This is a genomic window from Methylobacterium isbiliense (assembly GCF_022179325.1).
GTDB classification, from domain to species: domain Bacteria; phylum Pseudomonadota; class Alphaproteobacteria; order Rhizobiales; family Beijerinckiaceae; genus Methylobacterium; species Methylobacterium isbiliense.
In genome coordinates this window covers 1-22,771 of the sequence record NZ_BPQQ01000096.1, presented here as the reverse complement: position 1 = coordinate 22,771, position 22,771 = coordinate 1, and the positions used below count along the sequence as shown (strand labels likewise).

Below are 22,771 nucleotides of genomic sequence, written 5' to 3'. Positions count from 1 at the left end.
CATCCGGATTTGCGCTTCTTGGCGCCGGGCGGCTGAGACCGAGGGCCGAGGTCTCGGCATCGAAGCCCCACTCGCAGGGAACTCGTCGGCCAAGCGCTCAAGGATGCTCACGGACCGGCCTTGGAGCCCGCCGATCGCCAGCCTGGGTCGAGGCCTACGCGCTTCAAAGGAACCCGATGCTCAGCCATGGAAAGGCTGCCACGAGGACGATCGCGGCCAGAAGTGCCCCCAGATAGGGCACCATGTTCCACATCGCCTCGTCGGGCGACGTCTTGGTGATGGCGCAGGCCGTGTAGTAGCCGTAGCCGAAGGGCGGTGAGAACAGGCCCAGCCCCATCGAGAGCAGGACGACCATCGCGTATTGCACCGGGTGGACGCCGAGCGATTGCGCGACCGGCACGAGCAGCGGCCCGAACAGGACGATGGCCGGGATGCCCTCGAGGATGCTCCCGAACACCACGAAGGCCAGGATCGAGACCGCCAGGAAGGTCACCTTGCCGCCCGGCAGCTGGCGCATGGCCGCGACGAGCGTGTCGGCGAAGCCCGATTGCGTGAGCGCCCAGGACATGGCCCCCGCGAGCGCGATGATGATCATGATCGTGCCGGTCAGCGCGGTCGTTTCGACCAGGATCCCGCCCAGGCGTCGGAGCGAGACGCCGCGCATCATGAGGGCGCCCACGACCGCCACATAGGCCACGCCGATCACCGCCACCTCCGTGGCGGTCGCAACGCCTTCGAGGACCGCCGCGCGGATGATCAGCGGCAAGGCGAGGGCGGGGATCGCGACGACGAACGTGCGACCGATGACCTTGAGGTCCCGCCGATCCGTGCCGCGGCGCTCCCCGCGGGAGCGGGCGTAGACGGCAACCGCGAGCGCCACCATGCAGACGACGGCCGGCACGAGACCGCCGACGAAGAGCGACGCGATCGAGATGCCCGTCACCGATCCCATGATGATGAGCACGAGGCTCGGCGGAATCGTCTCGGCTGCCGCGGCCGAGACCGCCAGGAGCGCCGCGGTGTCGCCGTCGCGCACGCCGCGCTCCTTCATGGCGGGCGCGAGGATCGGGCCGATCGCCGCCATGTCGGCGGCCTTCGCGCCCGAGATGCCGGAGACGAGGTACATGGCGCAGAGCATCACGTAGCTGAGCCCGCCGCGGGCCGGTCCGATCAGCGCCATGACGAAGTTGATCATCGCCCGCGCCATGCCGGTGTACTGGATCTGGATGCCGAGGAAGATGAACAGCGGGATGGTCAGGAGGATGAAGTGGGACATCCCCTCGTTGATGCGTCCGACGATGACGGTGAGCGGCAGATCGCTCGTGAGCGCGAAGTAGGACACGGTCGAGGCGCCAAACGCGAAGGCGATCGGCACGCCGATCACGATCAGCGTCATCACGCCGAGGCCGAAGAAGAGCAGCAGGTTGAGGTTGCCGAGGTCGGCCAGGAACGGCGGTGCGAGTTCGAGGGCGAGCGCGCAGAGGGCGGCGCCCGCGACGGACAGCGCGAAGGCCGGCTTCGTCATCTCCCGCCACATCTGGATCAGGAGAAAGACGCCCATGAGGGCGATGCTGACCAGGGTCGCGGCGACCGGCACCGAGCCCGGCACGCCGAGATTGGGCGACGTGACGATGTGGTTGAGCTCGATGAGCGCGATCGTCGGCACCACGAGCTTGAGGAGGAAGACGAGCAGCACGAGGTGGGCGAGACGCTCCGTCCGCTGCCGCGCGTCCGGTCGCATCCGGGAGAGGACGAACGTCAGCCGGAGATGAATGCGGCGGCGCAGCGCGCCCGCCACGCCCAGCATGCCGAACCAGAGGAAGACCAGGGTGGCCGCCTCCTCGACCCAGGTCACCGGGATGTTCAGCGCGTAGCGCGCCGTCACGGCCCAGCCGAGCAGGAGGATGTCGGCGAGGAGGAGCGCGGCGGCGGCCACGTCCACCACCCGGCCGAGCGCCGCCTCGACCACGTCCAGGGGATGGCTGACCGGGGTGGCGCCGGATTCGGCGACGGCGCCGGAGGAGGTCGCAGCCACGCCGCTCACCCGAGCTTGCCCGTGTATCGCTCGAGCGTGGTCCAGGCCTCGGGACCGAACTTCTCCTTCCAATCCTTGTAGAAGCTCGAACCGTTGAGCACGTCGCGGAAGGCCTGCCGGTTCGGCTCGACGAAGGTCATGCCTGCCCCGGCCAGCTTCGTGCGGAGGCTGCTCGTCAGCTTGACGACATCCTCCCGCTCGGCCAGCGCCGCGGCGCGGAAATGCTTGGTGATGGACGCCTGCGTCGCGGCCGGCTGGCGCTTCCAGAACGGGCCGTTGGCCAGGACCCAGAAGCCGTCCCACATGTGGTTGGTCAGGCTCACGAACTTCTGGACTTCGTAGAACTTGCCGCTGTCGACGAGGGGCAGCGGGTTCTCCTGCCCGTCGACGAGCTTGGTCTGGAGCGCGGTGTACACTTCCCCGAAGCTGATCGATTGCGGGGCGGCCCCGAAGGCCTTGAAGAGGGAGGTCGAGAGCGGGCTCGGCGGCACCCGGATATGGACGCCCGCGAGATCACCCGGCTTCTCGATCGGCTTGGAGCCGGTGGTGATCTGGCGGAAGCCGTTGTCGAACATCTCGTCGAAGACGTGCAGGCCCGTGCCGGCCAGCGCCCGGCGGATCAGCGCGCCGACATCGCCGTCCATCGCCTTCCAGACGTCGTCGAGGGTGTTGAACGCGAAGCCGACGCCGTTGAGCGAGGCGACGGGTGCGAGGTTCGACAGCTGGGCTCCGGCGAGCGGATAGAACTGGATCGCCCCCTGGCGGAGCTGCGACAGGACTTCGAGGTCGCCGCCGAGCTGGCTGTTGGGAAAGATGCGGATGTCGAATTCGCCGTTCGTGTCGGCCTTGACGTTGCGGGCGGCCTCCTCAAGGCGGGCGATCATCGGATGGCCTGCCGGGAGATTGGTGGCCATGCGGTAGGTCGCCGCCTGAGCCGGGCGGACGACGGCGAAGGTGGACGCGGCAACGAGGCCCGAGGCGACGAAGCTGCGGCGTGTGGGCGTCATGGTTCCCTCCGTTCGTTGGATCGCCCTGGAGCGCCTCTCCGGGCGCTTTATGGGTCAGGCGAGAATCAGCCCGCCCGAGACGTCGAGGATGGCGCCCGTCATGTAGCGGGATGCGTCCGACGCCATGAACAGGACCACGTCGACGATGTCGGCCGGCTCGGCGAGGCGGCCGATCGGGATCTGGCCGCTCAGGGTCTCGCTCTCCTCGGCATCGCGGAGCAGGCCGCTCACCCGCTCTCCTTCGACCGGACCCGGTGCGATCGTGTTCACCAGGATGCCGTAACGGGCATATTCGCGCGACAGGTGCCGGGTCATCCCGATCACGGCCGTCTTGGCCGCCGTGTAGGAACAGCCGAGGAGCGGACTGACCGAGCGGCCGGCATTGGACGCGAAGTTGATGATCCGGCCGCCGCCCGCCGCCACCATGTGCGGCAGCACCGCCTTGGCGCACAGGAAGCTGCCGCGGACATTGGAGGCGAAGACCGAATCCCACTCCTCGACGGGCGTCTCGTGAGTGACGCGATAGGCCGCGCCGTAGCTGCCCGCGGCGTTGACGAGGACGTCGACCCGCCCCCAGCGCGCGAGAACCGCCCCGGCGGCGCGCTCGACATCGCCTTCGGCCGCGACGTCGACCGTCAGCGCCAACGCCTCGCCGCCGGTCTCCGCGATCCCGCGCGCCGTCGCTTGCGCCCGGTCGCCGACGATGTCGCAGAGCGCGACGCGGGCGCCGAGGGCGGCGAGCCTCTCGGCGAGCAGCTTGCCGATACCCCGTCCCGCTCCGGTGACGAGGACGACGCGGCCCGCGAAGGCGTCGGGTGCGAACAGGCCGGTCGCGCGGGCGTGATCCACCGCGCTCACGGCGCGACCGCCCCGGCGTCGAGACCGCGCGGCGTCACGCCCGGCGGCAGCGGAAGCGGCGGGTTCGCGCTCTCGAGGTGCTCGACGGTGATGAAGGTGAGCGGCGTCTCGCCGACGTTCTCAAGGTCGTGGAGCATGAACTCTCCGGGCGCAAAGCGCATGTGGCTGGTCTGCCCCGCGACGTACCGGGCCTCCCGGGCCGGCCCGCCATCGACGTGCGAACGGGCCCGGCCCGCCGTCAGCGCGGTCCAGAAGTAGTCGAGCACGTGGCGGTGAAAGCCGATGCGCTCCCCCGGCTCGAGCCGGATGTACCAGACCCGGGCCCGGTCGCTCTCAGAGAGGAGGACCGTGCCGACGCAGGGGTTGAAGGCGTTGCGCTCGAACTCGGCCGCGAGGGCGGGGTCGAGCGACGGTCGGGCCGAGGGCGTCATGGTCAGTCCCTCGGGATGAAGCTGCGGCCGTCGAGGATCGCCTTGCGCCACCGCGTCGCGACGAAGCCGGAGAACACCCCCTCGACCATGAACGGATCCTCGGCGACGAAGCGCTCGGCCTCCGCCCGATCGTCGGTGTCGATCAGGTAGAGGCTGCCGATCGCGGTCGTGCCGTCATCGGCCAGCTTGGCGCCGGCACCGATCAGCCGCTCCAGGTGCGACTCGAGATAGGCGACGTGGGCTGGGCGTACGCGGGCTCTCAGCTCCGCCGTACCGGGCTTGTCGTCGGCGACCACCATGTAGGGCATGGCCGTACTCCTCAGGTGCTCAGGGAACGATCCGGTTGCGCTGCAGGTCGCGGAAGTGACCGAGGAACATCTCCTCGCTGTCGATGAATTCAAGGAAGCCGTAGCGTCGGCACTTCGTCGTGTCGGACATCACGTCCCAGTCGTTGGAGAAGGCGTAGTTCGCGAAGTTCCAGTTCACGAGCTGGGACAGCGGGTGCTTCTGCAGGCCCTCCCGCGCGACGATCCTGTCCCAGAGCGCATCGGCCCCGGCCATGCGCTTCATCATGTCGACGGTCTCGACGCCGCCCGGCGCGACGCCAAAATGGTGCGCGAAGGCGGGCCACAGGTTCTGGTAGCGGAAGAAGTCGCCGTTGGTGATGTTGAAGGCTTGATCGGCGCAGGCCGGATTCGTCGCCATCCAGACCATGGCGCGGGCGAGCAGGCCGGCATCGGTCGCTTGGTAGACCGAGGTGAAGGCGCCGGGTTTGCCCGGGAAGGTGAAGGGCTCGCCCATCTCCCGCGCCAGGGTCGCGTAGGTCGCGATGGTCGTGACGATATTGAGCGGGTTGCCGAGGGCGAAGCCGCAGATCACGTGCGGGCGGGCCGCCGACCACGACCACGCCTTCCCGGCACTCGCCTCCGCGACGAGGTCCTGCTGGTCGTAGTAGAAGTGGGGAACGTCGATCCGGGGATCGCTCTCCTTGGCCGGAGTCTTGAAGGGCCCCAGGTACTGGCCGTAATATTTGGTCCCCTGCAGGATGCAGACGTGCTGCAGGTCCGGTGCCGCCTCTTCGATCACCGGCAGGACGTTGGCGAACATCCGCGCGTTCGGCGCGCGCGTTTCGGCGATCACCTTGTTGTCGAGATAGGCGCAGTAGAAGACGTGCGTGACCTCGCGAAGACCGCCGAGATTGTCGCGGCAGCTCTCGGGATCCATGAGGTCGGCGTGCACGAAGCGCGCCCTGGTCGGGAAGTACGGGGGCTTGCGCGATACGCCGATCACCGACCAGTCGCTCTGGCGTTCGAGATGGTCGATCAGCGCGCGGCCCGAGACGCCCGTCGCTCCGATGACGAGAGCGGTCTTGTTCATGGTGCCGATCCTTCCTTCGTGCCGTAGGCGGGCGAAGGCGGCATCACCACCACGTGCTCGCTCAGAAGCGCGTCCTCGAACCGCCCGAGCCGGGCGCCGAACGCCTCGTCGGTCCAGCCGGCCGCCGCGGCGCGCCCGGCCCGCGCCGCCGCCTCGGTCGCGAACCACAGTTCGACCAGGGCGTCGTAGGGTGCTTCGCCGGCGACGAGGGACAGGTCGCCATCGACTTTGGAATTCAGGAGCAGGCCGGCCTCGTCGAGGCTGAGGCGGGCCTGGACGGCACCGGCGCGCTCGCACAGGGCCGCCGTGGCCGCTTGGCGCAGGCCGGCGAGGAAGGTTTCGCGCGCATCGCCGGCCGCGCGCTTGAGGCAGAGCACCACCTTGAACGGGGTCGCGCTGATCGCACCGGCGCGCCGCAGCCAATGCTCGGAGGCCAGCAGATGCTCGCGACGGGCGAGCCAGGCGGAGGCATCGGCGGAGCCGTTGCGGCCGATCTCCGACGCGTAGGAGGCTTGGCACGCGTCGCGGCTGTCGAACCAGAGCTGCGCGATCCCGTCGGCGGGCGGCTCGCCCTCGTCCAGGGAGAAACCGAGCATGTAGCCGCGGAGCCCCGGAAAGCGCGCCGCGATCGGACCGTGGATCGTGCGCCAGCGCTCCTCGAATTCAGGGCGCGTCAGGACCGCGACGCGCTTCTGGAACGTCACGAGCTTGATCACCGGCGCGTGTCCCGGAACGCGCGCGAGACTGGTGGGATCTTCACGATCTCGTTCCTCCGCGGCGGCCGTCTCGAAGCGGCCTTGGGATGCCAAACCTACGCGGAACGGCAGATTGACGGGAACCGCCGGCGAGCGACACATAATGTTGAGAAGAATGCAACGATGGAGCGGGCGTGAGCAGCGGTAGCGACATGCAGGTCTTCGCCCAGGTGGTCGAGAGCGGCAGCTTCGCCGCGGCCGCAAAGCAGCTCGGCGTCACGCGATCCGCGGTCTGCCGGCGCGTCGACGGGCTGGAGCGCCGCCTCGGCGTGCGGCTCCTCGATCGCACCACGCGTCGCCTTTCGCTCACCGAGGCCGGCGAAACCTACCACCGGCGGTCGAACCGCATCCTCGCGGAGATCGCCGAGATGGAACTGGTCGTGGGCGAGTTCGGCGGCGAGCCGCGCGGCACGCTGCGGGTGACGAGTCCGATCATGATCGGCCTCCACCGCCTGATCCCGGTCCTGCCGCGGTTTCTCGCGCAGCACCCGCAGCTCCGGGTCCATCTCGACCTCTCGGACGACGAGACCGACCCGACGCTCTCGGACCACGACGTGGCGCTGCGATGGGGCGTGCCCAAGGATTCGGCCGCGGTGATCGTCAAGGTGGCGTCCAGCCGCCAGATCGTCTGCGCGGCGCTCTCCTACCTGGAGCGATACGGCACTCCCGCGACACCGCGGGACCTCCTGACCCACAACTGCGTGCTGATGAGCCGCCTCGGGTTGATGAGCAACGAGTGGTCGTTCGTCGTCGACGGGCGCCCGCTCAAGCTCAAGGTCCACGGCAACTACGTCGTCAACGGCGGCCACGGCAATTACGAAGCCGTGATCGCCGGGCTCGGGATCGGCCGCGTCACCGACCTGCGCGTCGGCGAGGATATCCGCGCCGGACGCCTGCGTCCCATCCTGCAGGCCTTCGAGCCGGAGGATGCGATCCCGATCTACGCGGCCTACCGGCCAAGTGCGCTCGTGCCGCCCAAGATCCGGCTGCTGCTGGACTTCCTGCGGCGTGAACTGAAGACGGTCACGCTCTGACGACAAGGTCAGCGGACGGCCGTCTGCTCCGGCGGGGCCGGACGGTCCCTCGGGTGCCGCCCAGAAGGGCACGAAGCGCACGATCGGCGCCCCGGCCGGGAGCCGAGATCCGGAGACGGCGCGTGGCCGGCCCCCTCCCCCCGCTTCTCCGCGACGCCATGCCGGTCGACCGATGCGGTCTCGGAAGCAATTCCGGCGAACGGAGGTGACGGCGTCCGCGAGGTCCATGCGCGATGATCGGGCACGGCGCGCCGCTACGGGAGCAATGCCGGATCCGCACTCATCCGGCCAGCGCGGCCGTACCGGTGCCGAGGCTTCGGCATTCGGCCCGGATCAGCCCGAGCAGGGCATGGGCTGCGGCGGACATCGGCCGGTCGCGTCGCAGCAGGGCGCCCCAGGTCCGCACCAGAGCGGGATGGTCGAGCGGGATCGCCCTCAAGCCGGCACTGCCCGGCAAGGCCTGCGCGGACAGGATCGCGGCGATCGGGTGACAGCGGACGAGACCTAGGATCGGCCCGATCGTCGTCATCTCGGCCATCACGCGGGGCGTCGCGCCGGTTCCGCGGAAGCAGTCGTCGATCAGCCGCCGGGTCGCGAATTCCGGCGTGAAGAGCGCCAGGGGCTGGTTGTGGAGCTCCGCCATGCGGACGAGCTTGCGCCGCGCGAAGCGGTGCTCGGACCCGACGACGAGCATCAGCCTGTCCTGAAACAGCGGCTCGAACGAGACGCGCTCCAAATCCCTCGGCCGATATGCGACGCCGAGATCGATCGCCTCGGCGGCGAGCCGCGCTTCGATCGCATCGGCCGACAACTCCTCGACCGTGATCCTGACTCCGGGATGGTCGGTCAGGTAGGTCGCGAGGCAGGCGGGGAGCAGGTTGAGGGTGAAGGTCTGGCTGGCCCCGATCCGGACCTGACCGGAGAGAGCCTCGGCCGGCGCGCTGATCGCTCTCAAACCATCGTCCAGTTCCGCCAGGGAGCGGAGGACGCCGGGGAGCAGGATCTGCCCGGCCTGTGTCAGGCGAACCCGCTTGCCCACCCGCTCGAAGAGCCGCTGCTGCAGTTCCTCCTCCAGGCGGCGGATCTGATGCGAGAGCGTCGACTGCGTGACATGGGTCTGGCGGGCGGCCCGGGTGAAGCTGAGCTCGCGCGCCAGGGCGACGAAGTAGCGAAGATGGCGCAGCTCCATCGGGCCTTTCCATCCAGTGACGGCATCGATGCTTCACATGCAAACAAATCACTATGTCAATCGTGGCGGGCTCGGTAGCGTCGCAGCGGAGTGTCAGAAGGGCCGCAGAATGGAATCCACGACCAGCCGCATCGCCTATGCCAGCCGGGCGAGCGTCGGACCCGACAACCAGGATCTGTTCGACCGGCTGGAGGCGCTGCGGGGCAACCCGGTCGAGAACATCTTCCTCGCCATCGCCAACGCGCCGGACCTCTGCGACGGGGTGCTCGCCATGGCGATGTCGCTGCGCCGGAGCAGGCTGCTCGACCGCCAATTGCGGGAGCTCGCGGTCATCACGGTCGGATTGGAGACCAAGGCGGATTACGAAGTGGCGCATCACTGGAACTCCGCCGTCAAGGCAGGGGTGAGCCGTGAGAAGCTGAACGCCATCGCCGATTTCGAGACCGCCACGGTCTTCTCCGATGCCGAGCGCATCGTGATGCGCTTCGCGCAGGCCGTTACGCGGTCAGGCCGGGTGGACGATGCCCTCTGGGGCGATCTCTGCGGCGTGCTTGACGACAAGCAGCGCCTCGAACTCGTGCTGACCCTCGCGTGGTACAATTGCGTCGTGCGCATCCTGCTGCCGCTGCAGATCGGCCTTGAGGAATGGCATGAGCGCCTCTGAGGTGCCCGACGCGTTCCACCACGTCGTCCGTCCGGCCGCGATGCCGGGATCGCCGCCGCTGGTTCTGCTGCACGGCACGGGCGGGGACGAGACGGAGCTCCTGCCCTTCGCCCTGACCCTCTCGCCCGGCAGCGCTGTCCTCGCCATCCGGGGCCGCGTCAGCGAACAGGGCAAGCTGCGCTTCTTCCCCCGGCTGGCCGACGGCGTCTTCGACGAGGACGCGGTGTTGCGCCACGCGGCTCAACTCGCGCGGTTCATCACCGCCGCCCGCGAGCTCTACGGCCTCGCGCCGCCGATCGCGGTGGGCTACTCGAACGGCGCGAACGTCGCGGCCGCGATCCTGCAGCAGCATGAGGCCGTCTTCGCTGGCGCCGTGCTGCTGCGCGCCGTGAACCCGCTGCGGGCCGAGCCCCGTGCCTCCTTGCGCGGGACGCCGATCCTGCTCATCGCCGGGGCGTCCGACCCGATCGCGCCACCGGGTCTGAGCGAGGACCTCGCCGCGACCCTCCGGAACCAGGGTGCCGAGACCAGCTTCCGCACGCTCACGTGCGGCCATGCGCTGACCGACGAGGACGCCGAGTCCGGACGGGAATGGCTGCGCGCCTGATCTGCGGCCCGTAGCCGGCCGGCCTGAGCAGGATCCGATCAGGCTGCCAGCGGGTCTGCTCTAGGTCTTCCTTCTTGATGACCTTTCTGCGCCGAGTCTGGGTCCGCTTCGGCGGGAGTTGATCTGGACCACCATACGCTCGAGCTGAGGCGCCAAGCTGGCGGTCGCCTGCTCCCCGAGCGCGCTCGCGACCAAACCGCTCACGAAACCGAGGAAGGCCTTCGTCTGAGGACGCAGGATCTGACGATGGGGAATGACCGCGTAGATGGTCTTCGGGCGCGGCACGTAGTCCGGCAGCACGCGGACGAGCCGGCCGCTCTCCAGGTCGTCGCGGACGTGGAAGGAGTAGAGATTCGCGATCCCGCCGCCATTGATGCAGGCGTGGCGCAGCAGCTCGCCGCTGCTCGACAGGAGCGTGCTCGACACCCGCATGCTCTCCTGACGGTCGCCCCGGTTGAAATGCCACGTCTCGGCGAGGTCGGAGAAGCGGCTCGACATGCAGTGGTGCCGGACGAGATCGGCCGGTTCGCGCGGCATGCCGTGACGCTCGAGATAGCCGGGCGAGGCGCAGAGCACGCGCGGGCAGGCGGCCAGCAAGAGGTGCGTCAGCTTGGTCGACGGCTCGTCCTGCACGACGACGGCCACATCGATTCGGCCCGCGATCAGGTCGGGCGTGTCGCTGGTCACGATCACGTCGATGGACATCGCCGGATGCAGCTTCAGGAAATCCGGCAGGCGCGGGCCGAGGATGGCCGACGCGAAGGACGGCGGAACGGTGATCCGCAGGTTGCCGCCGAGCGCCTTCTCGGCGGCCATCGCCGCGGTGGCGCTGTCGAGCTGCGTCAGGATGCTGACACACTGCTCGTAGAAGCGCGCACCGGCCTCGGTCACGGTCATGCGCCGCGTCGTCCGGTGAAACAGCGCGACGCCGACCGCCCGCTCCAGGAGCTGAATGCCCTTGGTCACGGAGGACGGCGCTACGCGCAGCTGACGCGCCGCCGCCGAGAAGTTCTGCGTCTCCACGACGGCCGCGAAGCAGCGCAGCGACAGGATGCTGGCGTCGTTGATGGTCCCCTCGCCCGGCGCCATCCCGGCCTCGCATTATCGTCGGATCGGAAAAATTATTTTCTGATCATTGCCCATAATCACAGGACCGAAAGTGCGCAATGCTGGCCGCAAGGCAGACGGCGTTCAAGAACCGCTGCCATGGGCGAGGAACGGGATGGCGAGCGAGATCGCGAAGGTCAGGGAGCGCGGGTTCGGCCGCCGCGTCGGCCCCGGCCGCAGGCCGGCGCTGCTCGTGGTGGATCTCACCCGCGCCTTCACGGCGCCGGAGGCTAGCCTCGGCGCCGACATGGCGCCCGCGATCGACGAGGCCAACCGCCTGCTCGATGCCGCCCACGCGGCCGGCATCCCTGTCCATCTTTCGGCGATCGCCTACGACGACCCGCGCACGCAATCCGGGATCTGGCGGGCCAAGATCACGGGTCTGGACGCGCTGATCCTCGGCAGCGAGGGGGTCGAGCAGGATCCAAGGCTGAGGCGTGCGCCGAGCGACCGCATTCTCGTCAAGCGCTTCGCGAGCTGCTTCTTCGGCACGGCGCTCGCGGAGGACCTGCGGGCGGACGGCGTCGACACCCTGATCATCGCCGGCTGCACGACGAGCGGCTGCGTCCGGGCGAGCGCGGTGGATGCCTGCTCGTACGGCTTCCGGACCATCGTGGCGCGTGAAGCCACCGCCGATCGGCTGCTGGACGCGCACGCGCAGAGCCTGATCGACATCGACCTCAAGTACGGGGATGTGATGCCGGTCGACGACATCGTGGGCTACCTCGGCGCGGTGCAGGCCGTCGCCTAGGCCCGCATCCGCCGGCGGGATAATCGACACGAGAATCGGGAGGAATGCATGGAGAGGATCGTTCCGACGGAGACGGCAGGGGTGTCGCGCCGCGCGGCTCTCGGCCTCGTGGCCGGAGCCGCCTCGCTGGCGCTCGGCGCCCCTCCCCTGCGCGCGGCACCCCAGAAGGTCCGGATCGGGCTCGCCACGAAGACGTGGTGGCCGTCGGTGGTGGCGGATGTCGCGGTGAAGCGGGGCCTGTTCGCCAAAGCCGGCCTCGATCCCGAGCTGACCGTGTATCGCAGCGGTGGCGAGGCCTTCGAGGCTCAGGCGGCCGGGGCGGCCGACATCATCACCGGTCTCGTCTCCCAGATCGCCACCGGCCGCAGCCGCGGCGTCAACACCAAGATCCTGGCCCTCTCCGCCAGCGCCAACACGGGCTGGCGTCTCCTTGTCAAGACCGGCTCGCCGATCAAGGACGTGAAGGACATCGCCGGCAAGAAGGTCGGCATCACCACCGCCGGCTCGCTCTCCGACTTCATGGCGTTGTGGACGCGCGCCCAGTACAAGCTCGACTTCGTCAGCGTGCCGCTGGGCGGCGGCGGCTTGGTGCCCAACCTGCTCTCGGGCAACGTCGATGCCGGGGTGGTCTACTCGCCTCTGAGCTTCCAGACCCTGCAGGCCAAGCAGACCCTGTCGCTGCTCGATTACGCGACGGCCATCCCGTCCCACCTCGCCGTGAGCTGGTCGGCGCCCGACGCGCTGATCGACAAGCAGCCCGAGATGCTGCGCGCGGCGCTGAAGGCGCTCTACGGCGCGGTCGCCTACCTTCAGCAGAACCGGGACGAGGCGATCAAGATCATCGCGGAGGTCAATGGCATCTCGGAACCGGTCGCCGCGCAGGAATTCGAGGAGACCTTCCTGAAGCTCTCGCCCGACGGCAGGTTCACGGCCGAGCAGGTCCAGACCGCCGAGGATCTCGCACGGCTCGGCGGGTTCAAGAACCTGGCGCCGCCGGACCAGATCTACACCTCGGCCTTCACCCCCGTCGTCGTGGCGTGACGCCCGCGATGGCGGCCGCCTTCCGTCGTTCGGCCGCGCGACGGCTGGGCGGGCTTCTCTCCTGGATCGGGCTCGTCGGCGCCATCGCGGCGGCTTGGCAGGCGAGCCTGTGGTTCGGCGTGATGACGCCGGAGTTGCTGCCGCCGATCGGCGAGGTGCTGGCGACCGCGGTCTCTCTGCTCGGGCGCCCCGCTTTCCTGGCGAGCGTCGGCGTGACGTTGGCCGAAGTGCTGGTCGCCTTCGCGATCGCGGTGCCGCTCGGCGTCGCGCTCGGCTTCGCGATCTCCGAGAGCTCCTATTGGAGCGCGATCCTGAAACCGATCGTCTTCCTCATCTTCTCGATCCCGAAGACGATCTTCCTGCCGATGTTCATCCTCGCCTTCGGCATCAACTTCGGACAGAAGGTCGGATTCGGCGTCTTCTCGACCATTTTCATCGTGCTGATCAGCAGCTTCTCCGCCCTGGACTCGGTGAAGAGCGATCACGTCCGCGTCGCTCGCGCCTACGGGGCTTCGCCGTGGCAGATCGCGTGGCGCGTCTACATGCCGGCGATGGCGCCGATCCTGCTCGAAGCGGTTCGCCTCGCGATGATCTTCAATCTGACCGGCATATTGCTGGCGGAGATGTACGCGTCGCGCGCAGGCCTCGGGCAGCTCATCGCCAGCTGGGGCGAGAACTACATGCTGAAGGAGCTGCTGGCGGGCATCCTGCTGATCGCCGCCGCCGCCATCCTGTTCAACGAAGCCGTGCGCTGGTTCGAGGCCCGGTGCGAGCACTGGAGGAGCTGATGTCGACCATGGCCAGGGGCACCACGGCCGGCAGCCCTGCCTCGGCATCCGCCGTCCCGCGCAGCGAGGCGAAGGCGCCGCTGCGGATCGTCGCCTCTGCGCCGGGGGCGGTGAGCGTCGCGGGCGTGTCCCACACCTACGACGTCTCCGGCCGGGTCACGAAGGCTCTCGACGAGATCGACCTCGCGATCGCGCCGGGGCGCTTCGTGGTGATCGTCGGGCCGAGCGGCTGCGGAAAGTCGTCGCTCCTGATGATGATGACGGGCCTGACCAAGCCGACGGCCGGCACCATCGTCTGCGGCGGCCGGCCGATGACCGAGCCGGATCCGGACGTGGTCGGCGTCGTCTTCCAGGAGGCGAGCCTCTATCCCTGGCTCACCGCGCAGGACAACGTGGAGTTCCCGCTCTCCCTGCGCAGGGTGCCGAAGGCGGAGCGGGCCGCGCGGGCGCGCGAGAAGCTCGCCCTCGTCGGATTGCAGGGCTTCGAGGACCGCTACCCGCACGAATTGTCGGGCGGCATGAAGCAGCGCGTCTCGATCGCGCGCGGGCTGGTGCAGAATCCGTCCATCCTGATGCTGGACGAGCCGTTCGCCGCGCTCGACGAGCAGACCCGGATCACGATGGGCGACGAACTCCTGCGCATCTGGGCGGAGACGGGCAAGACCGTGGTGTTCGTGACCCACTCCCTGTCGGAGGCCGCCTATCTGGCCGACGAGATCGTGGTGATGTCGGCGCGCCCCGGCCGGATCATCGACCGGATCGAGGTCGCGCTGCCGCGTCCGCGGACCTACGAGATGATGTCCACGCCGCACTTCGCCGAGTTGCGCGAGCGGATCTGGAGACAGATCCGCCATCAGGTCAGCGAAGGATGAGCCTCGCGATGGCGTCCTCGGCAGCGCGGCCGGCCCTCTCGCCCGCGGCGGTGCGGCTCCTGCTCGGCATTGCGGTCCTGATTCTGTGGGAGGCCCTGCCGCGTCTCGGGCTGGTCCCGCAGCTCTTCCTGCCCGCCCTGTCGCAGACGCTCGCCGCCCTGGTCGGATCGGCGGCGGAGTACGGCGCGCACCTGCTCCACACATTGCGGGCGATCGGCATCGCGATGCTGGTGGCGTGTGGGTTGGGAATCGGGCTCGGTCTGCTGATCGGCTCGGTTGCTCCGCTGCGGCGGACGCTCCAGCCGCTGGCCTCCGGGCTCTACGCCGTGCCGATCGTCATCCTCTACCCGCTCTTCACCGCGTGGTTCGGCATCGGCCCGCAATCGAAGATCGTCTTCGCCAGCGTCTACGGCATGCTGCCCTGCCTGCTCGGCACGATGGCCGGCATCCAGACGATCGACCGGCAGTACCTGACCGTCGCGCGCAGCATGCGCGCCTCGCGCTGGCAGGTCATCGGGCGGGTGCTGCTGCCGGCCGCGATGCCGACGGTGCTGTCCGCGTTCCGGGTGGGCGGGGCGCTGGTCATCGTCGGCGTGGTCGTCGCCGAGATGCTGACGTCCTCGGAAGGCATCGGCTACCTCATCTCGCGCTATCGCACCCTGCTCGACAGCCCGCACGTCTTCGCCGGCATCCTGCTGGTCGTGCTTCTCGTCGTCCTGTTCGGCGCGCTCGTCCAGCAGGTCGAGCGCCGCACCGCACACTGGCGCTTCTCCACACGCTCCGGCGAGGCGGGATGACGATGCTCAGGAACACCGGTCGATGACACAGATCACGCTCTCCTTCGACAACGGCCCGGATCCCGACGTGACGCCGCAGGTGCTCGATGTCCTGCGTCGCCACGACATCCGGACCACCTTCTTCGTGCTCGGGGACAAGCTGCGTGAGCGTCGCTACCTGTGCGAGCGGGCGCATGGCGAGGGGCACGCGATCGGCAACCACACCTACAATCATCTCGTGCCGCTCGGGATGAGCGCCGCGGCGGGCATGGCCACCTTCGAGATCGTGCGCACGCAGGAGCTGATCGGCACCCTCGCGCATGAGCGCCGGTTCTTCCGCCCCTTCGGCGGCGGCGGCCTGCTCGACGATCGCCTGCTCAACCCCGAGGCGCTCGACGTGCTGGTGCAGGGCGGCTTCACCTGCGTCCTGTGGAACGCGATTCCCGAGGATTGGGTCCGCCCCCAGGAATGGGTCGATCGCGCGCTCCAACAATGCTTCTCGCAGGCGGAGACGCTGATCGTCCTGCACGACATCGCGACGGGCGCAATGAACCAGCTCGATCGCTTCCTGAACCTGGCCAAGGACCGCGGCGCCCGCTTCACCCAGGACTTCCCCGAATCCTGCGTGCCGATCGAACGTGGACGCATCCTCCGGCCGGTCGACCGCTATCTCAGCCGGGCGGCGTGACTCCGGGACGCGCCTGATGCGCGGCGAAGGTCCGATCAGGTTGACGTGCTGCCCGTGATCTCGGCCAGCGGAGGGTAGCGTCCGGCATCCCGGAAGGATCGGACGATGAAGCGATCGCGGTCCACCGACGAGCAGGTCATCGCCATCCTGCGCGAGCAGGAAGCGGGCGGGATCACCGCTCGTGCTGCCGGTTCCGCCCCACACGCGCTGGTCGATCGACTTCGTCCGCGACCAGTTCGCCTCGGGCCGGCGCTTCCGGATCCTGAACGTGGCCGAGGACGTCCTCGCATAGCGCGTGCCGCCCCTTACCTCGCCGGTGAAGGGCGCCTACCACGACCGATCGGCCACCTTCGGAGGGGGCGGCCCGATGGTTGGCGGCCCGGCCGGGATGGCGGCGCTCGGGGACAAGCCCGCCAGGGCGGCGGCAGGCGTGACGGCAAGGCGCGACAATCCGAGCCATGCCGCGAGGGAGCCGAGCGCGTCCGCGAGGCGCTCCACCGTGCACGAGGGTGCCTGCCGCTCGACATGCGCCCGCTGAACGATCAGCGCGCCGGCCTTGCGGTCCGCCTTCAGGTCCACGCGGGCGACGAGCGCACCATCCAGAAGAAGCGGCAGGACATCGTAGCCGTGCTCGCGCTTGTGGGCAGGCGTGTAGATCTCCAGGCGATAGCGGAAGCCGAACAGCCTCTCGGTGCGCGGGCGATGCCAGACGAGCGGGTCGAACGGCGACACCAGCGCCGCGCCGGCGCGCGTGCGGCCGAGCCGCGCGTCCTTGTGCAGGTAGGCCTGATGCAGCCACCCGCGGACGCGGACGGGAACGAGCGTGCCCTCCTCGACCAGCTGGTCGATGGGCAGCCGGGCATCCGTGGGGCCGATGCGGGAGTAGTCGCGCAGATCGTGCGCCGTTGCGACACCGAGCGCGCGTGCCGACCGGGCGATGAGGTTCCGCCGGGCATCCACCTCGCTCGGCGTCGGGACCTGAAGGATGGCGCGGGGCAGCACCCGCTCAGGCAGATCGTACCGGCCATCTTCGCCCTGTCGGCGCGCTCCTGCGCGAACAGAACGACGAATGGGCCGTCCAGCGCGCCCGCTGCGTGACCCTGGAAAGCATCGCCCCGATCAGCGGATCCTCGTGTCAGCCTGCCCATCCTGGCCGCCTGATCGTCCCGGACCCGGCCGATTGATCGTGGTGTCCACACCGCAGCTACACCACGCCAGGGGACACGACCCGGGGCCGTCGCCCGCGTGCGTGAGAAGTCATCTCGCGTTCGGACAGCGCCTGATGGACCTTCCCTATTCGACGAGTATTGACAGGCCGAGACTAGTACGCCGAAGACATGCGGCACGGCCAGCTCACGAACCTGCGTCGACCGGTATGGGATGTGACGGAGGAGCCGTTCGGCCCCTCTATCCGGGTGATCAGTATCCGGCACGGCCCCGGATAGGGAGGAACTGATGAAGGGATTGACGCGTCGCGGCTGGATCGCCGCCTCGGCGGGCGGCGTCGTGGCCGGATTGCCGAGCCTCGCCCTCGGCCAGAATCGCAACTGGCCCGAGCGGCCGATCCGGCTCATCGTTCCCTATCCGGCAGGCGGCTCGACCGACGTGCTCGCGCGTCTTCTCGGCGAGCGCCTCAAGGATCGGCTCGGCGGCACCTGGGTCGTCGAGAACCGCCCGGGCACGGGCGGCAACACCGGCATCGACGCCGTGGCCAAGAGTACGCCCGACGGCTACACAATCGGTGCGGCGACCGTCGGCCACTTCTCAATCAGCCAGTACCTCTACAGCCGTATGCCCTTCGACGCGGACCGGGACCTCATCCCCATCTCACTGACCTGGGAGTTGCCGAACGTCGCGGTGGTGCCCACCCAGCACGTGCCGGCTCGCACGATCCCGGAATTCATTGCCTGGGCGAAGGGCCGCAGCGGAGGCTACTTCTACGGCAGCCCCGGCGTCGGCACGTCGCCGCACCTCTGCGGCGCGCTCTTCGCCACGCGCACCGGTCTGACAGCGACCCACGTTCCGTTCCGCGGCGCCGCGCAGACCATACCGGCGATGCTCAGCGGCGATGTCCAACTCGCGATCGACAACCTGCCCTCCTATGTCGGCGCGATCGCAGCCGGCCAATTCCGAGTGCTCGCCGTCACGACGCCCGAGCGCTGGCCGACCCTGCCCGACGTGCCGACCATGGCCGAGGCGGGCGTGCCGGACTTCGTGGCGACCTCCTGGGCCGCATTCGTTGCGCCGAGCGCCACGCCGCGCGCGATCGTCGACCAGATCTCGGAGGCGCTGCGCGCGATTGCGGCCGATCCGATGATCCAGCAGCGGTTTGAGGTCGCCGGCGCCCGTCCGCTCGCGAGTACGCCGGAACAGGCGCAGGAGAAGGGTCAGCGCGAACGGCCGATTTGGAAGGAAATGGTCCAGATCTCAGGCGCTCGACTAGACTAAAGCCTTTCTGGACAAAAGTTTTTTTGAGCGGCCGATTGCAGAGCTTTCGAGGTCTTGTCCGCTTGCGGGCACCTTCAAGCGAACTGATGACGTGACCTCCGTTATTCATCCGGTGGTGGCCGGAGTCGCGGCGTGAGAGTGGCGCGTGAGGGCGGCGGGAGCACCGGGCGATCGGCTGAGCTGGTCGGGATTGCTGCGCCGATCGCCCGGTGCGGTGAAGCTGGCCGCGAAGGCGGCTGGGGTTTGATAGCGAAGGGCCGAGTGGGGCCGGTGCTGGGTGTAGTCCGCAACCCAGCGGGCCAGCGCGGTGCGGGCGTGGGCGAAGAACAGCGTCTCGTTCAACAACTCGTCGCGCATCCGGCCGTTGACGGTCTCGCGCACGCCGTTCTGCATCGGCTTGCCCGGCGCGATGAAGTGCCAGCCGACCCCAGCTTCCTGCGTCCAGGCCAGCATGGCGTTCGAGGTGAACTCAGTGCCGTGATCGGAGACGATCACCGTCGGCCTGCCGTGTCGGGCCACACGCGCGGTCAACTCGCGTACAACGCGCCGGCCCGAGATCGAGGTGTCCGCCACCGCCGTGAGGCACTCCTTCGTGACGTCGTCGACCGCGTTCAGGATCCGAAACCGCCGGCCCGAGGCGCGTTGGTCGGGGACGAAGTCGATCGACCAGCGCGTGTGGGGCGGAACCGGCAGCACGAGCGGTGATCCCGCCCGCTTCCTGCTCGCGCAGGATCGCAATCACCTGCTCGTCTGTGAACCTTGATCGCTGCATCGTCCGGTCCTGAATGCCTACCGTCGGCCTGACGGCGAGCCGAACCATCACAAGTCCTACGGCCATCTTCGGGTGCCGGAGTTCTCGCGCGTTGCCCGCACGTATGCTGTCGCCTGGGGTTGCGCGGTTGCGAGTACGGGACGCGTTGCTAGGACCGATCAATGCACCCCCATTCGATCATCGACGAGCCAATCGTGAATTTGCGTTTCGGATCATGGTGGGGTCACTGATATGGGCGGTGGGCTGCATGATACAGATCCTGGCATCGCCGATGTGCGCAGGTTCTGCCGTTTGCTGAATCCCGGCTGCAGCGGACAAAGCGAGTTCCTTCTACGAGGCCCAGATGATTGCCGGCATGCACGCCTCAGAAATCGCCCCACTCGTGTTGGCGCTTTTGGCGGCCGGTGCCCTGACCGGCTTGCTTGCAGGACTCTTCGGCGTCGGCGGCGGCGCAGTGACAGTTCCCGTACTCTACGAGCTATTTCGTCTGGCAGGTGTTCCCGACGAGGCGCGTATGCCGTTCTGCATTGGCACCTCGCTCGCTGTCATCATCCCAACCTCGATTCGATCGCTGGCCGCTCATCGCGCCAAGGATGCCGTCGAGTGGGGCGTTCTGCGCGCCTGGGCGCCATCCGTGCTCGTCGGCGTGCTCGGCGCGAGCGCCGTTGCCCGTTTCGCCGCTCCGACGGTGTTCAAAGTCACCTTCGTGATCGTGGCAGGGTTTCTGGCCTTGCGCCTCGTCTTCAAGCGCGAATCCCGTGTCCTCGGTAGCGAGAGGCCGCTGTCCGGCACTCCCATTCATGCCTCCGGCTTCCTCATCGGGGCGATCTCGGCGCTGATGGGGATTGGCGGCGGCGCACTCGGGGCGATGGTGTTGACCTCGTATGGCCGCAGCATCCGTCAGGCCGTCGGGACCTCCGCCGGTCTGGGCGTGCTCATTTCGCTTCCGGGGGCGGTTGGCTACGCCATTGCGGGCTGGTCTAAGGCAGCCCAGCATCCAGACATCGTCGCCCTGCAGCTCCCTCTGGCGCTCGGCTATGTGTCGCTGATCGGATTCATGCTCTTGATCCCGACCAGCATCGCCGTCGCGCCGGTCGGCGCACGTCTCGCTCATCGACTGCCGGAGCGCACGCTCGAGCTTGCCTTCGCAACCTTTCTCCTCGCCATGGCGGGACGGTTCGCGATGAGTCTTCTCTCCGGCTAGAGGTTTGATTCCGCGACGTAGTGGTACGGTTGACCATCATGCTGCGAGGGATGCGCGATGGGCCAAGTTGTCCTGGGCCAAATTGTCCCGCGCCAAGTTCTCTCCGGCAGCGCCAGCACAACGGAGGCGGTCCGTCGCGCAATACAGCTACGTCAGGAGAGCGTGAGAGCCGCCGCCAAGCGCTGCGGCCTCAGCCCCACACCCGTGCAGAAGCAGCGCTCCCACCAGACCAAAGCGGACGATACCCGACCTCTTGCCCAGACCTTTTGCGGGGACACTGAGACCATATGGCCATGATGAGCCAATCGCCGAGAATGACGAAGTGGGGCGTGCGGGCTGCCAGCCTCAGACGGCGTCTCCTGTTCGCCCTTGCCTGCGCCCTGCTCCTGCCGCCCGCACAGGTCCTGGCCGGTGCCAGGGAGAAGATCGCGGAGCTCGCTCCGTCGGGGCTGGTGCTCGTGATGGACGAGAAGGGTGACGAGCTCGTCGCTCGGAACGCCGACAAGCCCTTCATCCCCGCCTCCGTCGCGAAGATCGTGACCGCCTGGCTGGCGCTGGACGCCCTGGGCGCCGACTACCGCTTTCAGACCCGCTTCTACCTGGATGCCAACCGGGTGCTCTACATTCGCGGCGGCGGCGATCCCTTTCTGATCTCCGAGGAGCTGGCTCTGCTCGCGCCAGCCCTGGTCGCCGCTATCGGCAAGCAGCCGCTCAGCGGCATCGTGCTGGACGCGAGCTACTATCCCGTCGATCTCCGCATTCCGGGCATCGAGGCGACCGACGAGGCCTACGACGCCCTGAACTCCGCGCTCGCGGTGAACTTCAACACGATCCATGCGGTGCGGAGGGGCAAGACGGTCCGCTCCGCCGAGGAACAGACCCCGATCACGCCGCTCGCGATCAGCCAGTTCCTGGCCCGGAGCGACCAGGGTCGCGGCCGGATCAGCCTGACCCGGGATCCCACGCTGGGCCTGCTCTATGCCGGCGAGCTGATCGCCGCGTTCGTCGAGCGGGCCGGCGCCAGCGTCAAGGGCAAGATCTCGACGGGAGCCGTCCCCGCGGGGCTGGAGCCGGTCTACGTTCACCGCCAGTCCCGCCCCCTGTCGCAGATCCTGGCGGCGATGCTCCTCGGCTCGAACAACTACATCGCCAACCAAGTCTTCCTGGAGATCGGCGGGCATCGCCTGGGTGGACCCGTCAGCCTCGAGAAATCGCTCCGGGTCGCGAACGACGTGCTCGCCAAGCACGGCCTCGCCGGGTCGATCCACCTCGAGGAAGGCTCGGGCATCAGCCGCGGCAACCGCTTCACGGCCCGGGGCCTCGCTCAGGTGCTGCATCTCTTTACGCCCCATAGCGCCCTGCTGCGCAGCGGCGACGGCGCCCACTTCAAGACCGGCACGTTCTCCGGCGTCCGCACCCTGGCGGGTTATGCCGACACGGCCAGGCACGGGCGGGTGCGTTTCGTGATCGCGCTCGGGGGCAACGACGGCGCGCTGCGCTTCCGGCTCCTCGACACCATCCGGTCCGGCCTGTAGCCGCCGGGACCGCCCCGGCTATTTGGGATTGCCCGGTTTCTGTGGACGGTTACGGGGCTTGGGTGACCAGGGTCTCGGTTGCGGGTTTTGGCTGGTGCTCCTGTTCGTAGACGAGGGGTGAGCGGTAGCCCAGGGCGGAGTGTCGCCGTCCTCCCCCCACGGTTGCTTGAGACTGTGAGAATGTCAGCGCTGCTTGGAGGCCTGACCCGGCTTGAGACTGACCCAGTGTCGTTGGGGTGATCTGTCGGCGCTCCAGGCAGCACCTGCCGATTGAGCGGGGTGTGACCTCATAGGAGCCTGAGGCCGCTGATCCCGTCACAGTCCTGTCCGCCCGCCAGACCGGCAGGTCTTCCGCAACGGTCTGGAGCCTCCTGCCATGAGCGAGACCACCCCCGCCGAGATCATCATCGGCGTCGACACTCACAAACACATCCACGCTGCCGTCGCGATCAGCGCGCTCGGCGCACGCCTGGACAGCACCACCATACCGGTCGGCGGTAAGGGCTACCGTGCGCTCGAGACCTGGGCACGCTCTCTAGGACCGATCCGAGTCTTCGGCGTCGAGGGCACCGGTTCGTATGGCGCCGGCCTGTCGCGCTTCCTGCGCGAGCAGGGGCACGATGTGTTGGAGGTCAACCGTCCCAATCGCCAGCTGCGGCACCAGAAAGGCAAGAGCGATCCGCTGGACGCCGAGGGGGCGGCACGCGCGGTGCTGGCCGGACAAGTCACGGCCCTGCCCAAGTCCGGCACCGGCACGGCCGAGATGATCCGCCACCTCAAGACTGCGCGCGACTCCGCGGTGAAGGGACGCTGATCCTCCCTCGGCTTCGCG

General features: G+C 68.6%; 23 protein-coding genes and 3 pseudogenes. 15 read left to right on the top strand and 11 right to left on the bottom strand.

From position 1 onward, the window contains the following. Positions 1–163: 163 nt before the first annotated feature. The 7 genes from MFF61_RS29665 to MFF61_RS29635 are packed head-to-tail and all read right to left on the bottom strand — an operon-like array spanning position 164 to position 6,424. Positions 164–2,044 carry a TRAP transporter large permease gene (locus MFF61_RS29665; protein WP_435404798.1) on the bottom strand — a complete coding sequence of 627 codons (1,881 nt, stop codon included), beginning with the start codon at positions 2,042–2,044 and terminating at the stop codon, positions 164–166. Beyond that, on the bottom strand, positions 2,041–3,042 hold the full coding sequence (locus MFF61_RS29660; RefSeq protein ID WP_238241285.1) for a TRAP transporter substrate-binding protein: 1,002 nt from the start codon (positions 3,040–3,042) through the stop codon (positions 2,041–2,043). Before MFF61_RS29660 ends, MFF61_RS29665 begins: the two co-directional genes overlap by 4 nt. A 54-nt stretch (positions 3,043–3,096) precedes the next feature. Next, positions 3,097–3,900, bottom strand: coding sequence for an SDR family NAD(P)-dependent oxidoreductase (locus tag MFF61_RS29655; protein ID WP_238241284.1), 804 nt, complete (start codon positions 3,898–3,900; stop codon positions 3,097–3,099). Continuing rightward, positions 3,897–4,331, bottom strand: a complete 435-nt coding sequence (locus tag MFF61_RS29650; RefSeq protein WP_238241283.1) for a cupin domain-containing protein — start codon at positions 4,329–4,331, stop codon at positions 3,897–3,899. The genes MFF61_RS29655 and MFF61_RS29650 overlap by 4 nt, the downstream gene beginning before the upstream one ends. 2 nt (positions 4,332–4,333) lie before the next feature. Beyond that, positions 4,334–4,639, bottom strand: a complete 306-nt coding sequence (locus MFF61_RS29645; protein ID WP_238241282.1) for a YciI family protein — start codon at positions 4,637–4,639, stop codon at positions 4,334–4,336. 19 nt (positions 4,640–4,658) lie between these two features. Next, positions 4,659–5,708 carry an SDR family oxidoreductase gene (locus MFF61_RS29640; protein WP_238241281.1) on the bottom strand — a complete coding sequence of 350 codons (1,050 nt, stop codon included), beginning with the start codon at positions 5,706–5,708 and terminating at the stop codon, positions 4,659–4,661. After that, on the bottom strand, positions 5,705–6,424 hold the full coding sequence (locus MFF61_RS29635; protein ID WP_238241280.1) for an EthD family reductase: 720 nt from the start codon (positions 6,422–6,424) through the stop codon (positions 5,705–5,707). The genes MFF61_RS29640 and MFF61_RS29635 overlap by 4 nt, the downstream gene beginning before the upstream one ends. Before the next feature lie 173 nt (positions 6,425–6,597). Between MFF61_RS29635 and MFF61_RS29630 the strand changes: the two genes are divergently transcribed. Continuing rightward, positions 6,598–7,497 carry a LysR family transcriptional regulator gene (locus MFF61_RS29630; protein WP_238241279.1) on the top strand — a complete coding sequence of 300 codons (900 nt, stop codon included), beginning with the start codon at positions 6,598–6,600 and terminating at the stop codon, positions 7,495–7,497. A 280-nt stretch (positions 7,498–7,777) separates the two neighbouring features. Here the strand turns inward: MFF61_RS29630 and MFF61_RS29625 are convergent, their stop codons facing one another. Further along, a complete protein-coding gene (locus tag MFF61_RS29625; RefSeq protein ID WP_238241278.1) occupies positions 7,778–8,686 on the bottom strand; it encodes a LysR substrate-binding domain-containing protein in 909 nt (302 codons plus the stop codon). Between the two features lie 109 nt (positions 8,687–8,795). On the opposite strand from MFF61_RS29625, the gene MFF61_RS29620 reads away from it, so the two are divergent. Both MFF61_RS29620 and MFF61_RS29615 read left to right on the top strand, forming a co-directional pair. Beyond that, a complete protein-coding gene (locus MFF61_RS29620; protein WP_238241277.1) occupies positions 8,796–9,350 on the top strand; it encodes a carboxymuconolactone decarboxylase family protein in 555 nt (184 codons plus the stop codon). Further along, positions 9,337–9,957: an alpha/beta hydrolase gene (locus MFF61_RS29615; RefSeq protein ID WP_238241276.1), complete on the top strand. Its 621-nt coding sequence runs from the start codon at positions 9,337–9,339 to the stop codon at positions 9,955–9,957. Before MFF61_RS29620 ends, MFF61_RS29615 begins: the two co-directional genes overlap by 14 nt. Before the next feature lie 60 nt (positions 9,958–10,017). Here MFF61_RS29615 and MFF61_RS29610 read toward each other — a convergent pair whose 3' ends face one another. Next, the gene (locus MFF61_RS29610) at positions 10,018–11,046 is read right to left on the bottom strand and encodes a LysR family transcriptional regulator (protein WP_238241275.1); all 1,029 of its coding nucleotides are present in this window, start codon (positions 11,044–11,046) and stop codon (positions 10,018–10,020) included. 133 nt (positions 11,047–11,179) lie between these two features. On the opposite strand from MFF61_RS29610, the gene MFF61_RS29605 reads away from it, so the two are divergent. From MFF61_RS29605 to MFF61_RS29580, 6 genes are read left to right on the top strand one after another with little or no spacing between them, the layout of a single operon-like run. Beyond that, positions 11,180–11,815, top strand: coding sequence for an isochorismatase family protein (locus MFF61_RS29605; protein WP_238241274.1), 636 nt, complete (start codon positions 11,180–11,182; stop codon positions 11,813–11,815). A gap of 48 nt (positions 11,816–11,863) precedes the next feature. Then, positions 11,864–12,856 (top strand): ABC transporter substrate-binding protein, encoded by a 993-nt coding sequence (locus MFF61_RS29600; protein WP_238241273.1) that lies wholly within the window; start codon positions 11,864–11,866, stop codon positions 12,854–12,856. An 8-nt stretch (positions 12,857–12,864) separates the two neighbouring features. Beyond that, a complete protein-coding gene (locus MFF61_RS29595; protein ID WP_238241272.1) occupies positions 12,865–13,644 on the top strand; it encodes an ABC transporter permease in 780 nt (259 codons plus the stop codon). Further along, a complete protein-coding gene (locus MFF61_RS29590; protein ID WP_238241271.1) occupies positions 13,644–14,516 on the top strand; it encodes an ABC transporter ATP-binding protein in 873 nt (290 codons plus the stop codon). Before MFF61_RS29595 ends, MFF61_RS29590 begins: the two co-directional genes overlap by 1 nt. A gap of 8 nt (positions 14,517–14,524) precedes the next feature. After that, complete coding sequence (locus tag MFF61_RS29585) at positions 14,525–15,313, top strand: ABC transporter permease (RefSeq protein WP_238241270.1); 789 nt, start codon at positions 14,525–14,527, stop codon at positions 15,311–15,313. 22 nt (positions 15,314–15,335) lie between these two features. After that, positions 15,336–15,980, top strand: a complete 645-nt coding sequence (locus MFF61_RS29580; RefSeq protein ID WP_238241269.1) for a polysaccharide deacetylase family protein — start codon at positions 15,336–15,338, stop codon at positions 15,978–15,980. A 327-nt stretch (positions 15,981–16,307) separates the two neighbouring features. On the opposite strand, the gene MFF61_RS29570 is transcribed toward MFF61_RS29580, so the two are convergent. Continuing rightward, the gene (locus tag MFF61_RS29570; RefSeq protein WP_505744354.1) at positions 16,308–16,994 is read right to left on the bottom strand and encodes a DNA glycosylase AlkZ-like family protein; all 687 of its coding nucleotides are present in this window, start codon (positions 16,992–16,994) and stop codon (positions 16,308–16,310) included. A 17-nt stretch (positions 16,995–17,011) separates the two neighbouring features. Here MFF61_RS29570 and MFF61_RS29565 point away from each other — a divergent pair. Further along, a pseudogene (locus MFF61_RS29565) lies at positions 17,012–17,141 on the top strand (IS256 family transposase); the annotation flags it as partial. Positions 17,142–17,435: 294 nt separating this feature from the next. Continuing rightward, positions 17,436–18,428, top strand: coding sequence for a Bug family tripartite tricarboxylate transporter substrate binding protein (locus MFF61_RS29560; RefSeq protein ID WP_238241267.1), 993 nt, complete (start codon positions 17,436–17,438; stop codon positions 18,426–18,428). A gap of 105 nt (positions 18,429–18,533) precedes the next feature. Here the strand turns inward: MFF61_RS29560 and MFF61_RS29555 are convergent. After that, positions 18,534–19,154 (bottom strand): annotated as a pseudogene (locus MFF61_RS29555) (integrase core domain-containing protein); the annotation flags it as partial. 389 nt (positions 19,155–19,543) lie between these two features. On the opposite strand from MFF61_RS29555, the gene MFF61_RS29545 reads away from it, so the two are divergent. The 4 genes and pseudogenes from MFF61_RS29545 to MFF61_RS29535 all read left to right on the top strand — a co-directional run bounded on the left by MFF61_RS29545 (position 19,544) and on the right by MFF61_RS29535 (position 22,753). Beyond that, complete coding sequence (locus MFF61_RS29545) at positions 19,544–20,404, top strand: sulfite exporter TauE/SafE family protein (protein ID WP_238241266.1); 861 nt, start codon at positions 19,544–19,546, stop codon at positions 20,402–20,404. Between the two features lie 57 nt (positions 20,405–20,461). Continuing rightward, positions 20,462–20,644 (top strand): annotated as a pseudogene (locus tag MFF61_RS34085) (hypothetical protein); the annotation flags it as partial. Between the two features lie 74 nt (positions 20,645–20,718). Beyond that, positions 20,719–21,939 carry a D-alanyl-D-alanine carboxypeptidase/D-alanyl-D-alanine-endopeptidase gene (locus MFF61_RS29540; protein WP_238241265.1) on the top strand — a complete coding sequence of 407 codons (1,221 nt, stop codon included), beginning with the start codon at positions 20,719–20,721 and terminating at the stop codon, positions 21,937–21,939. 376 nt (positions 21,940–22,315) lie between these two features. Further along, positions 22,316–22,753 (top strand): IS110 family transposase, encoded by a 438-nt coding sequence (locus tag MFF61_RS29535; protein WP_238241264.1) that lies wholly within the window; start codon positions 22,316–22,318, stop codon positions 22,751–22,753. Positions 22,754–22,771: the final 18 nt, after the last annotated feature.

Bases quoted from the DNA above. Each gene is read 5' to 3' on its own strand.
- MFF61_RS29615 (WP_238241276.1), top strand. From the start codon at position 9,337: ATGAGCGCCTCTGAGGTGCCCGACGCGTTCCACCACGTCGTCCGTCCG.
- MFF61_RS29610 (WP_238241275.1), bottom strand. From the start codon at position 11,046: ATGGCGCCGGGCGAGGGGACCATCAACGACGCCAGCATCCTGTCGCTG.
- MFF61_RS29640 (WP_238241281.1), bottom strand. From the start codon at position 5,708: ATGAACAAGACCGCTCTCGTCATCGGAGCGACGGGCGTCTCGGGCCGC.
- MFF61_RS29650 (WP_238241283.1), bottom strand. From the start codon at position 4,331: ATGACGCCCTCGGCCCGACCGTCGCTCGACCCCGCCCTCGCGGCCGAG.
- MFF61_RS29590 (WP_238241271.1), top strand. From the start codon at position 13,644: ATGTCGACCATGGCCAGGGGCACCACGGCCGGCAGCCCTGCCTCGGCA.
- MFF61_RS29595 (WP_238241272.1), top strand. From the start codon at position 12,865: ATGGCGGCCGCCTTCCGTCGTTCGGCCGCGCGACGGCTGGGCGGGCTT.
- MFF61_RS29645 (WP_238241282.1), bottom strand. From the start codon at position 4,639: ATGCCCTACATGGTGGTCGCCGACGACAAGCCCGGTACGGCGGAGCTG.
- MFF61_RS29585 (WP_238241270.1), top strand. From the start codon at position 14,525: ATGGCGTCCTCGGCAGCGCGGCCGGCCCTCTCGCCCGCGGCGGTGCGG.
- MFF61_RS29620 (WP_238241277.1), top strand. From the start codon at position 8,796: ATGGAATCCACGACCAGCCGCATCGCCTATGCCAGCCGGGCGAGCGTC.
- MFF61_RS29580 (WP_238241269.1), top strand. From the start codon at position 15,336: ATGACACAGATCACGCTCTCCTTCGACAACGGCCCGGATCCCGACGTG.
- MFF61_RS29660 (WP_238241285.1), bottom strand. From the start codon at position 3,042: ATGACGCCCACACGCCGCAGCTTCGTCGCCTCGGGCCTCGTTGCCGCG.
- MFF61_RS29560 (WP_238241267.1), top strand. From the start codon at position 17,436: ATGAAGGGATTGACGCGTCGCGGCTGGATCGCCGCCTCGGCGGGCGGC.
- MFF61_RS29605 (WP_238241274.1), top strand. From the start codon at position 11,180: ATGGCGAGCGAGATCGCGAAGGTCAGGGAGCGCGGGTTCGGCCGCCGC.
- MFF61_RS29625 (WP_238241278.1), bottom strand. From the start codon at position 8,686: ATGGAGCTGCGCCATCTTCGCTACTTCGTCGCCCTGGCGCGCGAGCTC.
- MFF61_RS29545 (WP_238241266.1), top strand. From the start codon at position 19,544: ATGATTGCCGGCATGCACGCCTCAGAAATCGCCCCACTCGTGTTGGCG.
- MFF61_RS29535 (WP_238241264.1), top strand. From the start codon at position 22,316: ATGAGCGAGACCACCCCCGCCGAGATCATCATCGGCGTCGACACTCAC.
- MFF61_RS29540 (WP_238241265.1), top strand. From the start codon at position 20,719: ATGACGAAGTGGGGCGTGCGGGCTGCCAGCCTCAGACGGCGTCTCCTG.
- MFF61_RS29600 (WP_238241273.1), top strand. From the start codon at position 11,864: ATGGAGAGGATCGTTCCGACGGAGACGGCAGGGGTGTCGCGCCGCGCG.